This window comes from Sagittula stellata E-37 (assembly GCF_039724765.1).
In the GTDB taxonomy this organism is placed as follows: domain Bacteria; phylum Pseudomonadota; class Alphaproteobacteria; order Rhodobacterales; family Rhodobacteraceae; genus Sagittula; species Sagittula stellata.
Genome location: NZ_CP155730.1, coordinates 200,795 through 214,389, shown reverse-complemented (window position 1 = coordinate 214,389; position 13,595 = coordinate 200,795). Strand labels below are relative to the sequence as shown.

Below are 13,595 nucleotides of genomic sequence, written 5' to 3'. Positions count from 1 at the left end.
CATGAGCTTTGCCAAGTCCCTTTCCGAAAAAGCCATGGGCCTGTCGCTGGACAGCCTGCCGTCCGAGGCGGTCCATATCTCGCTGCGGGCCATCGCCGATACGATCGGCGTCGCGCTGGCCGGTCGCTCGGCTCCGTACCTGCGCGCGCTGGAAACAGTGCTTGAGGTCGATGCCGCCCCGGGCGAGGCGACGCTCTGGGGCGCGGGCGGGCGCAAGGCCTCCGTGCTTCATGCCGCGATGATCAACGGCGTCGCCGCCCATGCGCTCGATTTCGACGATTGTTCGACGACCATGGGCGGGCATCCCTCCGCACCGGTCGTGCCTGCGGTTCTCGCCCTTGCCGAAACCCTGGGCGCGACGATGGCTCAGACGGTCGAGGCCTATATCACCGGTGTCGAGGTCGAGACCCGGCTGGCCCGTGGTCTGCTGCCTCACCACTACGAAAAGGGCTGGCACCCGACCGCGACACTCGGTGTCTTCGGCGCGGCCGCAGCCTCTGCCCGAATGCTGGGTCTTGGTGTCGATGGCATGGCCAACACGCTGGCGATGACGGTCTCGATGGCGTCGGGGCTGAAGTCGAACTTCGGCACGCCGGTCAAGCCCATGCACGTCGGACAGGCCGCGCACAACGGCGTGCTGGCCGCCCTGCTCACACAGAACGGCATGACCGCCAACCCCGAGGCCTTCGAGCACAACTACGGCTTCTTCAACCTGTTCAACGGCGCGGGGACCTATGACTCCGACGCCATCCTCGACGGCTGGGACGGGCCGCTGGAACTGCTCGATCCGGGCATCGCGATCAAGCAGCACCCCTGCTGCGGCAGCGCGCATTCGGCCATCGACGCGGCGCTTGCGCTGGTCGACGAGCACGGGCTTTTTGCACCGGAAGAGATCCAGTCGGTCCTCACGCGCACCCACGAACGGCGCCTTGCCCATACCAACCGCCCGGAGCCGAAGTCCGGGCTGGATGCCAAGTTCTCAGTGCAGTTTCTGACCGCCAAGGCCCTGACCGAGGGCCAGATCCGGCTGGGCGACTTTGCCGACGACGCCTTTCTGACTGCGCCGGTGGCGAAAGTCCTGCCCAAGGTCCGGTCCGAAGCGCACCGGGAGGACGACGCCTACCTGGGCGAGGTCGCCGTGACCATGCGGAACGGTAGCGTCCGTTCTGCAACCGCCTCGACGAAGTTCGGGCGCGGCCCGACAAATCCGATGAGCGACGAGACGCTTCGCGGGAAGTTCGTCGATTGCGCGTCCGATGTGCTGGGGCAAGAGGCAGCGGACGCGGCCTTCACCGTCATCCTCGGGCTGAAACCCCGCGATGGGCTGAGCGACCTCATGCGAGGGGTCGAGGGGCCCGGCGTCGGGAAGGGGCAGTAAGATGGTCACGGTCTACGGGCGCCGCAACTCGTCCAACTGCGCCAAGGTCTTCTGGCTGATGGACGAACTGGACCAGCCGTTCACGCTGGAACCGGCGGGCCGGGGCGCCGATGCGCGCGATCCGGAGGCGGTGCGCCGCCTTTCTCCCACCGGCACGGTCCCGGTCGTCCAGATGGGCGATCAGGTTGTCTGGGAATCCAACGCCATCCTTCGCTGCCTTGCAGCTTCGGCACCTGCAAGCCCGCTTTGGCCCGCCGACCCAGCTGCGCGCGGTACGATCGACAGCTGGATGGACTGGGCCTCCATCTCGCTGACACCGCCACTGGGCCGCCTGCGCAAGGCTCGCGCGGCGGGGCAAACGGCGGATGCGACCGCGACGTTGCAGGCATTTGGCTTGCTCGACCGGCACCTTGCAGGCCGAAGCTATCTGGTCGGAGACACCCTGACGCTGGCAGACATCGCCATCGCGCCTGCGGTCTTTCGCTGGCGCCTTTGGGAAGGCTCCGCACAGGACCCTCTGCCCGACGTGCCGAACCTGCTGGCCTACCGCGACCGCCTGCGGACCCACGCAGGCTATCGCCAGCATGTCGAGGATGCACTGAACTGACCACCCCGGTTGACGAATGAGGGCCTGCGCGACAGGCCCTCATTCCGGGCGCGGCGACGGCGCTCAGTCTTCTCCAGGCAGCATGAGCAAGAGCCGGTGCTGATGCGACGAACGGATGTGATCGCGGACAGCCTTCTCGGCGGCTGCGGGATCGCGACGTTCCAGCGCCTCGACGATTTCCAGATGCTGCGCATGCGCCACTTGCGCCCGCTCGCCTTCGGTCAGGAGGCTGGGCAGCAGCGACATCGTGATCGACATCTGCTCGATCGCGGCCAGCAGGTATCGGTTGTGCGCCGCGAGCGCGAGCAGGCGGTGGAATTTCTTGTTGATCACCGACAGGGCCGCGCGATCGCCAAAGCTGGCCTCCTCGCTCTGGACAAGGTCACGTAGCGTGGCGATCTCCGCATCGCTGCCCGCGTAGGCGGCAAGATGTGCCGTCGCGCCTTCCAGCACTTCGCGCATCATGTAGAGTTCGCCGATCTGCTGATGGCTCAGGTTGGTGATGGTCAGACCACGGCGCGGCACGTTGGTCAGCAGTCCGTCCGCTTCGAGTTTGGCGATCACGTCGCGGATGGGTGTGCGCGAGACGCCGAATTTCTCCGCAAGTGCGACTTCGGTCAGGCGTTCGCCCACCGCGAACTCACCGTTGTGGATGGCATCGCGCACCGCTTCGTAGATCCGGTGACTGACGTCCCGCGTCTTTGATTTCTGCGTCATTGTCTTCTTTCCGGCATTCTATTGTCACACACCATACATTTGTTTTTTTCTGTACCCGAACCTGATTGAGATTGCGAGTCCCGCGCGGCCTTATCACTTTGGAGCCGATCCTGGGACATGTTGGCTATAGGGAAACGCAGGGCACGCGGATCGTGATTCAAGCTGGTCTCCGCGGTGGCGACCTGCTCGGCACGAGGTGGGTTGCCGGACGAAGAATGGACGTTCCGTGAACGGGTCATCGTATCTGCCCGCGCGCCGTACGGCTGCAAGACGACCGATCACCACCTGCGTCTTGGTGGGCCCTTTAGGATTGCACGCGCGGGCTCTTGGGCGACGACTTGGGCCATCATCGCCCGCGCTCGTCGCCTCACCCCGTGGCGGTATCGCCATCGGTCAGGAGGGAGCCGAGACCCGAACAAAGCGAAACGGAAAGCGTGGACGCCAAGGATGGGCGGGCCATGCGGAATGGTGCGTTCGCGACATGCCCGTGAAATCTGCAGCAGTCGTTATCAACCGTGCTGCACAAGAGTCGGGGCTGTGGCGCAGGCGTCTGTGAAGATGAGGCCGATCAGCGGCTCGAAACGCGCACGAACGGTCGTTTCATATTCGACGGGAGACATGTCCTCGGCGGTGATCAGCTGAATGAAGAGGGGCATCCACAAGTCGATCAGGATCCTTGCCAGATAGTCCCTAGGGCAGTCGGTGCCGGCGCGGGTCTCCAGCGCGATATCGGACAGGACTTCGACGATCACCTCATGTAAGGCGACGGAAACGTTGTGAAATTCGCGCGCCAGGTCGGTTCCGGGGTGGCGGATTGCGGCGGCTTCGGCGTAGCGCCAGACCCGTTTGCCGGCGACTTCCAGCGTGCGGGTCGTCACCCGCAGGAACAGCTCGGTGATGAGAGTCGTCAGATCGGCGCCGGGCCGCAGGTGTTTGCCGCGATCCATTTCGCGGGCGTCCTTTGTCCCTTCGGTAATCATCGCGACGAGGATGCCGTCTTTTGATCCGAAGTAGTTGAACACCGTCGGCGGCGAGACTTCGGCCGCCGCCGCGATCTCCGCCATGGTCGTGGCGTCGATCCCCTGCTGCGCAAAGAGTTCGCGAGCAGCTTTGATGATTTCGTCCCGGCGCCGCGCCTTCTTGCGGTCGCGCAGGCTGGGTTTGGCACTGACTGCCGCATTTTCCGTCAACTGATCGCACCTTCTTGTACTCGATTAAAAATCTTATTGACTAAAAAATTTTGGTCAATAGGCATAATGGAAACCGACAGGGAACCACCCGATGCTTGAGATTCGAAAACTGACAAAGACCTTCGGTCAGGGCGCGACCCAGGTGACGGCGTTGCACGAGGTCAGTTTCACGATTGCCGAAGGCGAGTTCTTCACGCTTCTTGGGCCATCGGGATGCGGCAAGACCACCCTCCTGCGGATGATCGCGGGCTTCGAGCAACCCAGCGGCGGGCAACTGGTGCTGGACGGTCAGGACATTGCGCAATTGCCGCCCAACCGGCGCCCTGTGAACACCGTCTTTCAGAACTACGCGCTGTTCCCTCATATGACGGTGGCCGAGAACGTGGGATTTGCGCTCGGCGCGCAGGGCCGGCCCAGAGCCGAGATCGACGACACGGTCGCGCGCATGCTGGCGCTCGTGCAGCTCGACCACCTCGCCCACCGCAGGAGCGGCGAGTTGTCAGGTGGTCAGCAGCAGCGCGTGGCCCTCGCCCGTGCCTTGGCGCCAAAACCGCGCATCCTGCTTCTGGACGAACCGTTGTCGGCGCTCGACATGAAATTGCGCAAGGAAATGCAGGTCGAACTGAAACGCCTGCAACAGGAAACCGGCCTGACCTTCATCTTTGTCACCCACGACCAGGAAGAAGCGCTGACCATGTCCGACCGGATCGCCGTGATGAGTGGTGGCCATATCCAGCAGATCGCAACCCCGCGCGATCTGTACGACAACCCGGCCAACAGTTTCGTCGCGGGCTTCATCGGCGAAAGCAATCTGCTCGACGCCCGTTGCGACGGCGGCAAGCTGGTGCTGGCGCAGACCTCGGATTCCATGCCCGTTGCCCACGCAGACGGCGCGGTGACAGTCATGGTGCGCCCTGAACATATCGTTCTGGGCAAAGCCCAGGGCAGCGCGCTGACTTTCCTGGCCACGGTGGACCGGCTGGTCTATTTCGGCACCGACACGCATGTGCACACCCGGCTGGCGGACGGCTCCGTGCTGGTGGCGCGGGTGCAGAACGCACTTCGCGACGGCGTGCCCTGGCAGAGCGGCGACCGGATAGAGGTGGCGCTCCCTTCCGACGCCATTCACCTGTTGCCGAAAGACGCAGCCTGAGATGGCGATGCGCGGAGAAACCCATGCCAGAAGGGCCGATGCCCGGCGCCGCTGGGGCCTTGCCCTGCCGGCGCTCGCCATCATTGTCCTGTTCTCGATCCTGCCGCTTGGCGTGGTCGCGGTCTATTCCTTCCTGACGCCCGGCGATTACGGCAACGTCAAGTGGATCCCCTCGCTCCAGGGGTGGTTCCAGGTCCTGTTCGAGCGTGACATCTTCGACGACACGGTCAGCCTGTCGGGGGCGCACCTGACGATCCTTGGCCGGTCGGTTGGGCTGTCGCTTGTTACGACGCTGATCACGCTGGTTCTGGGCGTGCCCACCGCCTGGTTCATCGCGACGCGTCCGCTGCGTCAGCGTGCCGTCTGGCTCTTGCTGATCACTATTCCATTCTGGACGAACCTGCTGGTGCGCACCATCGCGGTGCAGGAGATGATCCGGTCGGACGGGCTGGTGAACCGGCTGCTCATCGGTCTGGGTCTGATCGAGGCACCGATCCAGATGATGTTCACCAATTTCGCGGTGCTCCTGGGCATGGCCTATGTCTTTCTGCCGCTGATGGTGCTGCCGGTCTATGCGGCCATCGAGCGGTTCGATTTCGGTCAGGCCGAAGCCGCCTACGACCTCTACGCCTCGCGTCCCTACTGCTTTCGACGGGTGGTGCTGCCGCAGGTCAAGTCGGGGATTATCGCGGGCTCCATCCTTGTCTTTGTGCCGTCTCTGGGAGCGTATGTGACGCCTCGCATCATGGGCGGCGGCAAGACAATGATGCTGGGCAACCTGATCGAGATGCAGTTCGGGCAGGGCCGCAATTGGCCTCTGGGCGCGGCGCTGTCCCTGACCCTGACGGTCTTGGTGCTGCTGGCGCTGGTCTGGTACACGCGCCTCACGACGCGGGAGAGCAACAATGGCTGACCGCAAGTTCGACATCCGCCGCCTGCCAGGTGCCGGCCCGCTCGCCATCCTGTGCTTTGTTTTGCTCTATATCCCGATGGCCGTGCTGGTGGTGAACTCACTCAACGCAGGTGAGCAGGTCAGCGTCTGGGAGGGTGTGTCGCTGCGCTGGTACGCCGCCGCCCTGCAGAACGAGAGCTTTCTCAACGCGGCCACCAATTCGCTGATCCTTGCGACGACTGCCGGGCTGATTGCCACGGCCTGCGCCACGCTGGCGGCGCTGGCCACCACCCGGACCCGAGACTTTCGCGGCGAGGGCACCGTGAACCTGATCCTGAACCAGCCGCTGATGGTCCCCGAAATCGTGCTGGCCATTGCGCTGCTGATCATCTTTGCGCAGATCAAGCAGGCCACGGGCTACACCGGCCTGACCTATCTGATCGTGGCGCACAGCACCTTCTGCATCCCCTTTGCCTACATGCCGATCCGGGCGCGTCTGCAGGGCATGGACTTGACGTTGGAAACCGCCGCCGCCGATCTCTATGCGGGCCGGTTCTACACGTTCCGCAAGGTGACGCTGCCGCTTCTGGCACCGGCGATCCTTGCGGGGTTCATGCTGGCCTTCGTGGTTTCGCTGGACAATGTGGTGATGTCGGAATTCCTGAAATCTCCCGGCCAGGACACCTTGCCCACGTATCTTCTGGGGCATCTCAGACGCAACCTGACGTCGGAAATCTACGCCATCTCCGCGCTCCTGCTGCTGATCAGCGTTCTGATCGTGGCGTCGTCATGGCTGCTGACCCGAAAAAGAAACTGACCCAACACCGGAGACCGACATGAAAACAAAGCTGACCCTTGCCGCGGCCGCCCTGACCGCCAACGCGCTGCCCGCCTACGCCGAAGGCACGTTGAACATCTTCAATTTCGGCCTCTACACGCCGCCCGACCTGATCGAGAAGTTCGAAAAGACCTACGATGTCGAGGTGACGGTGACGGAATTCGACACCAACGAGACGGCGCTGGCCAAGATCGAAGCCGGCGGTCACGGCTTCGACATCGTGCTGGTCAGCGCCTCTATCATGCCGGTCTACCTGGAGAAGGAGCTGCTTTTGCGCTCCGAGCCCAGCAAGATGGAGAACTTCAAGCATGTCTCGGAGGCTTGGGCCAATGTGCCTTGGGATCCCGAGCGGGCCTATACCGCCCCTTGGGTCGAAGGCTACACCGGCGTCATGGTCAACCGCGACGTCTATGACGGCGACATCGACACCTCGTCCATCTTCCTCGATCCGCCCGAAGAGCTGAAGGGCACCATCAACGTCATGCCGCAGATGGCCGAAGTCATGGATCTTGCGATCATGTACGTCGGCGGAGAGCCCTGCACATCGGACAAGGCGATCCTCAAGGCGGCTCAGGAGAAACTGCTCGAAGCCAAGCCCAACTGGATTTCGATCGACTACGTCAGCTTCGAGAAGCTGATTAACGAGGACGTGCAGGCCACGGTCTTCTGGAACGGCGCGGCGATCCGCATCCGCGCCGAAAACGACGGCTTCGAATACGGGTATCCCAAGGAAGGCTTCCTTAAGTGGCAGGACAACATCGCCATCCTCGCGGATGCGCGCAATGTCGAGAACGCCAAGCTGTTTCAGAACTTCGTCATGGATCCTGAAAACGCCGCGCTGGTGTCCAACTACACCGGCTACACCAACGGCATCACCGGCAGCGAGGAATTCATGGACCCCGCCCTTCTGGCCGCGCCCGAGCTGACTCTGCCGGAGGAATTCGCCGACAAGGCGGTGTTCCAGACCAACTGCTCGCCCGAGGTGCAAAACCTTTACAGCCGCATCTGGACCACCGTCACCAAGTGATCCCTTAGCGGCCCATTCCGGCGCCTCCCCCTGGACGGGCCGCTCTGCCCCTGTGCTCACCCCTGCGCAGGGGCACCATCTTCGACGTACCTGCTCTGTCGGACCGAACCGGTTCCGGACGGCGCCTCCTTTTGCCCAACGCCACGAGGGTTCCCATGGCCAAGACCGACCTCATCACGCTCGACGCAACGGCCACGGCTGCCGCCATCCGCGCGGGCCGCATCACCAGCCGCGAAGCCACCGAGGCTGCGCTTACCCGGATGGACGCCGTCAACCCGGCGCTGAATGCCGTGGTCAACCGCTTCGACGACGAGGCGCTCGCCGCCGCCGATGCCGCTGACGCGGCGGTGAAGGCGGGCGAGCCGCTTGGCCCGCTGCATGGCGTGCCGGTCACATCCAAGATCGACACCGATCTGAAGGGCCATGCTACCACCGTCGGTCTGTTCTCACTGAAGGACAACCGCGCCCAGGAGGACGGCATTCCCACTGGCAACCTGAAGAAAGCCGGGGCGGTCATCATCGGTCAGACCAACGTGCCGGCCTTCTGCTATCGCTGGTTCGCCTCGAACGACCTGCACGGCACCACCGCCAACCCCCATGATCTGACGAAATCTCCCGGCGGTTCTTCGGGTGGTGCTGCGTCTGCAGTCGCCGCCGGGATCGGCGCACTGGCCCATGGCAACGACGTGGCGGGCTCGCTGCGTTTGCCGGGGTCTGTCTGCGGCGTCTATGCCATGAAGGGCACCATGGGTCTTATCCCCAGCTACAACCCGTCTCAGACCGAAGACATGGGGCTTGCCCTGCAACTGGGTGCCTCCGAAGGGGTGATCGCCCGCTCCGCCCGCGACCTACGGTTGGGGATGTCGGTGCTGTCCCGCCTCGACCCACGCGATCCCGATCAGGTGCCGGCACCCTCGGTTTCACTGGAGACGCGACAGCCCTGCCGTGTCGCAGTCTGGCTGGGCGATGACGACACGCCCGTCGATCCCGCCGTGGTCGCCGTGGTACGCCAAGCCGCCGATTGGCTCGATGACGCGGGCTATGTGGTCGAAGAGGCGGCTCCCCCGCATCTCGCCGAGATGGCCGAGCTTTGGATGGCGATGCTCTATGCGGATTGTACCGGCCCGGCACGAGAGACCTTCATGGCATTGGGAGACGACAGGTTCCGCCGCTCCTTCGAATTCACCGAGGCCAGTCTTCCGGCCTTCGATCGGGTCGGCGTGCAGAATGCCTATATCCGGCGTCTGACGATCCGCCGCGCCTGGGGCGAATTCTTGCGGACCTATCCACTGGTGCTGACGCCCACCACCTGCGTGCCTCCGTTGCCCATCGACCACGACACCGTGGATCAGGACACGATGGCCCGGATCATCCGTGCCTATCGACCCCTGCCGCTTGTGGCGGGGCTGGGCGTGCCGGGTCTGACCGTGCCCGCAGGCCAGGCCGAGGGGCTGCCGGTCGGCGTGCAGCTGATCGCGCGCTGGTTCGACGATGAGCGCTGCCTTACCGCCGCCGAAGCGCTGGAGACGCGCATCGGACCGCTCGCCCCCGTCACACCGAAACCGCTGTAGGGCGCGGCCTCTTGCCAAGTCCGAAAGAGGACAAACCTGACAACCGCCTCACCGCGAACAAGTGGCTTGACGGGTGTGTCCACTTCGCCGCCCCCGCCGCGTTCGGGGGAGACCGGCAAGGTGAGCTGACACAGGGTTTTCTGGCGGACATGATCCTGACGGACCGCGATCTTGCCGCGACCGACCCCGAGGGGGGGACACGCGCTGCCTTTTGACCATCAACAACGGACAGGTGACACATGCCACTTTCGGATGCCCCCATCGGCCTCAGCCACGCTTTCGACATCTCCGCCGAAATCGCCCCGCCCATCATGGGCGCGCCCGGCCCCAACGGCCAGCGCCGGATCACCGGCATCACCGGTGGGCGCGTGGACGGCCCCCGGCTGACGGGCCGCGTGCTGCCGGGGGGCGCCGATTTCGAACACATCCGCCCGGACGGCACCAGCCGGGTCGAGGCGCATTACACGCTCGAGGCAGAGGACGGCACGCCGATCTACATCTGCAACATCGGCCTCTTCAAAGCGTCGCAAGAGGTCAACGACCGTCTCGACCGGGGCGAGTCCGTGGATACCGGGGAATACTACTTCCGCTGTGCGCCACGGTTCGACGCGCCCACCGGACCGCATGAATGGCTGAACGACCGCCTCTTCGTCGCGACCTGCATCTTCACGACCGAAGCCGTCGTCATCCGCGTCTTTACAGTGGACTGAGCGCCCGCCCTTCATCACCTTGACTTCCAGACGGCGCACGATGGCGTGGCCCCCAACCTCGGCTGAGAAAACCATGTCCCAGACCAACCAACCTCTTGGCGGCAACACGATGCCCCGCATGGGCGGTCCCGCGACCATGATGCGCCTGCCCTCCCAGCCCACGGCCGAGGGGCTGGACGCCTGTTTCGTTGGCATCCCGATGGATATCGGTACCTCGAACCGCTCGGGCACCCGGCTGGGTCCGCGTCAGATCCGCGACGAAAGCCGGATGATCCGCCCCTACAACATGGCCACGCGGGCCGCCCCCTTCGAGCGGATGCAGGTGGCCGATATCGGCGACGTGCCGATCAACACCTTCGATCTGAAGAAATCCGTCGAGATCATTGCACAGACCTACCGCGAGATCCTGCGCCACGATGTCGTGCCGCTGACCCTTGGCGGCGATCATACGCTGACATGGCCGATCCTGCGCGCCATGGCGGAAAAGCACGGGCCGGTGGCGCTGATCCATGTGGACGCGCATTCCGACACCAACGAGCACATGTTCGGCGAAGAGGCAGCCCATGGCTGCCCCTTCCGCCGCGCCCACGAAGAGGGGCTTCTGCGCGACGATATGGTCTTTCAGATCGGCCTGCGCGGCAGCGGCTACAGTCCCGAGGATTTCGACTGGGGCCGCGAAAAGGGCTGGACGGTGACACCGGCCGAAGCGTGCTGGCACAAGAGCCTGACCCCGCTGATGGACGACATCCGCGCCCGGATCGGCGATCACCCGGTCTATCTGAGCTACGACATCGACAGCCTCGATCCGGCTTTCGCGCCGGGCACCGGCACGGTCGAGGTCGGCGGGCTGACCACCATTCAGGGGCTTGAAATCATCCGGGGCTGCACCGGGCTGAACATCGTCGGCACCGATCTGGTCGAGGTCTCTCCGCCCTACGACACCACGGGCAACACCGCGGTGATCGCGGCGAACTATCTCTTCGAGATGCTCTGCGTGTTGCCCGAAACGTAAGACGCGCGCCGCCCGGGGCCATAGTGGCGGCCCCGGGCAGATGCGGACGCTCAGTCGCGGCCCACGACCGGCTCCAGAATCTCGCGGAAGGCGGCGTGGAACGCGTCGACCTGCGCCCGCGTCGTCGCGGGGCACATCAGCGCCATGTTGTGGAACGGCGTCAGCACGAATCCCCGGTTCAGAAGCGCCACGTGCAGATAGGCGTTGAGGTCGTAATCCTTGAACGAATTCAGCACGTCCGACCCGTTCCGGGGGTTGGTGTTGTCGTAGAGGAACTCGACCCGGGCGCCCATGCGGATCACCGACCAGTCAAGCCCGAGGTCCGCGAACAGGCTCTTCACCCCCGCCTCGTAATGTTCGGCCAGCGCGTCCATGTGCCGATGCGCCTCTTCGGTCAGCACATGTTCCAGCGTCCCGCGAATGGCGGCCAGTGTCACGGCCGACCCGGTCAGGGTCGTGCCGATGCCCAATGCATCCTCGTCCTCCGGCGCGGGATAGCGGCTTTCGATGGTTTGGGCGAGGTCCGAGGCAAAGCCATAGACCGCCGCCGGGATGCCCGAGGCGATGGGCTTGCCGATGACGATCATGTCGGCGCGGATGCCATGGGTGCCGGTGTAGCCGCGATATCCTTCGGAGATGGTGTGGGTCTCGTCCATCAGGAACACCGTGCCGCGGTCCCGGCAGGCTTCGCTCAGCGCCTCCAGAAATCCGGGGTCGGGCAGCACGATGGACATGTTGGTCAACGCGGGTTCCACCAGGAAGATCGCCACGTCTTCGTCCGCAAGCGCCGCTTTCGCGCCCTCCAGATCGTTGAATTCGACGACCTTCGTGGTCTCGGACGGCGCGATGCCATAGCCGATGTTGCCCGCCTTGGGCACGACCGCGCCGCTCTCGTCCAGCTCGGCCAGCGCTTCGTCCACCGCGCCGTGATAAGCGTGGTTGAAGATCGCCACCTTCTTGCGCCCGGTGGCCATGCGCGCCCAGCGGATGGCAAATCGGTTGGCGTCGGAGGCGGACAGCGCGTATTGCCAATGGCTGAAGCCAAAACGCCGCTCCAGCTCTTCCGCGACCCAGAGGTGATCCTCGGTCGGCAGCATGAAAGAGCTGCCCTTGTAAAGGCTTGCCGCGATGGCTTCGGTCGCACCCTTGGGCGCATGGCCGGTCATCGCGCCTGTGTCGCCAAGGCACAGGTCGACCAGAACGTTGCCGTCCACATCGGTGACTTCGGCGCCCTGACCCTCGCGGATGCAGAGCGGGAAGCCGCCGGGCCACATGCGCCACCAGTTCATGCCGTTGCCGGTCAGCAGATGGGCGGCGCTATTGCGCGCCTGCGCGGCCGATCCCGGATGGCGCGTCGCGAAAAGCGCGGTTTCCTCGCGCAGCCGGTCCGTCAGAGCGGGTCTGTTTATCCTGTCCAAGACGTATCCTTTCTATGCTCTGTCCGCCGCCTCAGGCGTAGGCACGGCCCCTTTCGGGCGTCTGTTGTGCCACCGATCGTTCCAGCGCCCCGGACAGGGCCTGTCTGGTCAGGACGCCGGTCGTTCGGCCGGCGTCGTCGGTCACAGCCCAGGGGCCATTGCTGTCCAGCAGGTTTCGCGCTGCATCGCGCAGCGTGGTGCCGGCGGGGATCGTGGTTGCAACGCCCTCTGCCGGGCCCGGCGCGGTCACATCGCCCACCGTCACAACCCGCGTCCAGTCCACGTCCGAGACGAACTCGCGGATGTAGTCGTTGGCGGGATTGGCGATGATGTTGATGGCCGTGTCGCATTGTTCGATCCGGCCGTTGCGCATGATGGCGATCCGGTCGCTGATTTTCACCGCCTCGTCGAAGTCGTGGGTGACAAACACCACAGTCTTGCGCAGCTGCGCCTGCAGTCGCAGAAGTTCGTCCTGCATCTGGCGACGGATGAGCGGGTCGAGCGCGGAAAACGGTTCGTCCAGGAACCACAGTTCGGGGTCGGTCGTCAGGCTGCGCGCGATGCCGACGCGCTGTTGCTGGCCACCGGACAATTCGCTGGGATAGTGGCTTTCGCGCCCCGCAAGACCCACCAGCTCGATCATCTCCAGCGCCCGGGCGCGACGCCGCGCCTTGTCGAGACCCTGGATTTCCAGCGGCAGTTCGATGTTTCCCAAAACGGTGCGGTTGGGCAGCAGGGCAAAGTTCTGAAACACCATGCTGGTCTTGTTTCGCCGCAGCGTGCGCAGCGCGCCGCGCCCCATGTGGATCAGGTCCTGACCGTCGTATTCGAGCGTGCCCACCGACGGCTCGATGAGGCCGGCCAGACAGCGCAGCAAGGTCGACTTGCCCGAACCGGACAAGCCCATCAGCGTGAACACCTCGCCTTCGCGGATATCGAGATCTACGCCTGCCACACCGGCAATCGCGTCCGTCTCGGCGATCCGTTGCAACGCCGCATCGACCGATCTGGCCTCCGTGACGTGGGACGCATCCAAGGGACCAAAGATCTTCCACAAGCCGCGGCAGGAAATCTTGGCGGTG

General features: G+C 64.5%; 13 protein-coding genes. 9 read left to right on the top strand and 4 right to left on the bottom strand.

The features are described from left to right. The first annotated feature begins 1 nt into the window (after nt 1). Entirely contained in the window at nt 2–1,378 is a 1,377-nt protein-coding gene (locus ABFK29_RS22450) for an MmgE/PrpD family protein (RefSeq protein WP_005861783.1), read from the top strand. Nucleotide 1,379: 1 nt separating this feature from the next. Then, nucleotides 1,380–1,985: a glutathione S-transferase family protein gene (locus ABFK29_RS22445; RefSeq protein ID WP_005861785.1), complete on the top strand. Its 606-nt coding sequence runs from the start codon at nt 1,380–1,382 to the stop codon at nt 1,983–1,985. A 63-nt stretch (nt 1,986–2,048) separates the two neighbouring features. Here ABFK29_RS22445 and ABFK29_RS22440 read toward each other — a convergent pair whose 3' ends face one another. Next, nucleotides 2,049–2,702: a GntR family transcriptional regulator gene (locus ABFK29_RS22440; protein WP_005861787.1), complete on the bottom strand. Its 654-nt coding sequence runs from the start codon at nt 2,700–2,702 to the stop codon at nt 2,049–2,051. 509 nt (nt 2,703–3,211) lie between these two features. Continuing rightward, a complete protein-coding gene (locus tag ABFK29_RS22435) occupies nt 3,212–3,892 on the bottom strand; it encodes a TetR/AcrR family transcriptional regulator (protein ID WP_005861789.1) in 681 nt (226 codons plus the stop codon). Nucleotides 3,893–3,983: 91 nt separating this feature from the next. Between ABFK29_RS22435 and ABFK29_RS22430 the strand changes: the two genes are divergently transcribed. The 7 genes from ABFK29_RS22430 (at nt 3,984) to speB (ending at nt 11,095) form a co-directional block, all read left to right on the top strand. Next, nucleotides 3,984–5,045: an ABC transporter ATP-binding protein gene (locus tag ABFK29_RS22430; RefSeq protein ID WP_005861791.1), complete on the top strand. Its 1,062-nt coding sequence runs from the start codon at nt 3,984–3,986 to the stop codon at nt 5,043–5,045. A 1-nt stretch (nt 5,046) separates the two neighbouring features. After that, nucleotides 5,047–5,958 (top strand): ABC transporter permease, encoded by a 912-nt coding sequence (locus ABFK29_RS22425; protein ID WP_005861793.1) that lies wholly within the window; start codon nt 5,047–5,049, stop codon nt 5,956–5,958. Then, nucleotides 5,951–6,754: an ABC transporter permease gene (locus ABFK29_RS22420; RefSeq protein ID WP_005861795.1), complete on the top strand. Its 804-nt coding sequence runs from the start codon at nt 5,951–5,953 to the stop codon at nt 6,752–6,754. The genes ABFK29_RS22425 and ABFK29_RS22420 overlap by 8 nt, the downstream gene beginning before the upstream one ends. 19 nt (nt 6,755–6,773) lie before the next feature. Next, nucleotides 6,774–7,802, top strand: a complete 1,029-nt coding sequence (locus ABFK29_RS22415) for an extracellular solute-binding protein (protein ID WP_005861797.1) — start codon at nt 6,774–6,776, stop codon at nt 7,800–7,802. Between the two features lie 155 nt (nt 7,803–7,957). Next, nucleotides 7,958–9,373 carry an amidase gene (locus tag ABFK29_RS22410; protein ID WP_005861800.1) on the top strand — a complete coding sequence of 472 codons (1,416 nt, stop codon included), beginning with the start codon at nt 7,958–7,960 and terminating at the stop codon, nt 9,371–9,373. 239 nt (nt 9,374–9,612) lie between these two features. Next, nucleotides 9,613–10,083, top strand: coding sequence for a DUF3237 domain-containing protein (locus tag ABFK29_RS22405; protein ID WP_005861804.1), 471 nt, complete (start codon nt 9,613–9,615; stop codon nt 10,081–10,083). A gap of 73 nt (nt 10,084–10,156) precedes the next feature. After that, nucleotides 10,157–11,095, top strand: a complete 939-nt coding sequence (speB, locus tag ABFK29_RS22400) for an agmatinase (RefSeq protein WP_005861808.1) — start codon at nt 10,157–10,159, stop codon at nt 11,093–11,095. 50 nt (nt 11,096–11,145) lie between these two features. On the opposite strand, the gene ABFK29_RS22395 is transcribed toward speB, so the two are convergent. Together ABFK29_RS22395 and ABFK29_RS22390 are read right to left on the bottom strand one after the other, a co-directional pair. After that, nucleotides 11,146–12,513: a transaminase gene (locus ABFK29_RS22395; RefSeq protein WP_005861810.1), complete on the bottom strand. Its 1,368-nt coding sequence runs from the start codon at nt 12,511–12,513 to the stop codon at nt 11,146–11,148. Between the two features lie 31 nt (nt 12,514–12,544). Next, nucleotides 12,545–13,549: a quaternary amine ABC transporter ATP-binding protein gene (locus ABFK29_RS22390; RefSeq protein ID WP_347100662.1), complete on the bottom strand. Its 1,005-nt coding sequence runs from the start codon at nt 13,547–13,549 to the stop codon at nt 12,545–12,547. Between the last annotated feature and the right edge of the window lie 46 nt (nt 13,550–13,595).

Bases quoted from the DNA above. Each gene is read 5' to 3' on its own strand.
- ABFK29_RS22450 (WP_005861783.1), top strand. From the start codon at position 2: ATGAGCTTTGCCAAGTCCCTTTCCGAAAAAGCCATGGGCCTGTCGCTG.
- ABFK29_RS22445 (WP_005861785.1), top strand. From the start codon at position 1,380: ATGGTCACGGTCTACGGGCGCCGCAACTCGTCCAACTGCGCCAAGGTC.
- ABFK29_RS22440 (WP_005861787.1), bottom strand. From the start codon at position 2,702: ATGACGCAGAAATCAAAGACGCGGGACGTCAGTCACCGGATCTACGAA.
- ABFK29_RS22430 (WP_005861791.1), top strand. From the start codon at position 3,984: ATGCTTGAGATTCGAAAACTGACAAAGACCTTCGGTCAGGGCGCGACC.
- ABFK29_RS22425 (WP_005861793.1), top strand. From the start codon at position 5,047: ATGGCGATGCGCGGAGAAACCCATGCCAGAAGGGCCGATGCCCGGCGC.
- ABFK29_RS22420 (WP_005861795.1), top strand. From the start codon at position 5,951: ATGGCTGACCGCAAGTTCGACATCCGCCGCCTGCCAGGTGCCGGCCCG.
- ABFK29_RS22415 (WP_005861797.1), top strand. From the start codon at position 6,774: ATGAAAACAAAGCTGACCCTTGCCGCGGCCGCCCTGACCGCCAACGCG.
- ABFK29_RS22410 (WP_005861800.1), top strand. From the start codon at position 7,958: ATGGCCAAGACCGACCTCATCACGCTCGACGCAACGGCCACGGCTGCC.
- ABFK29_RS22405 (WP_005861804.1), top strand. From the start codon at position 9,613: ATGCCACTTTCGGATGCCCCCATCGGCCTCAGCCACGCTTTCGACATC.
- speB (WP_005861808.1), top strand. From the start codon at position 10,157: ATGTCCCAGACCAACCAACCTCTTGGCGGCAACACGATGCCCCGCATG.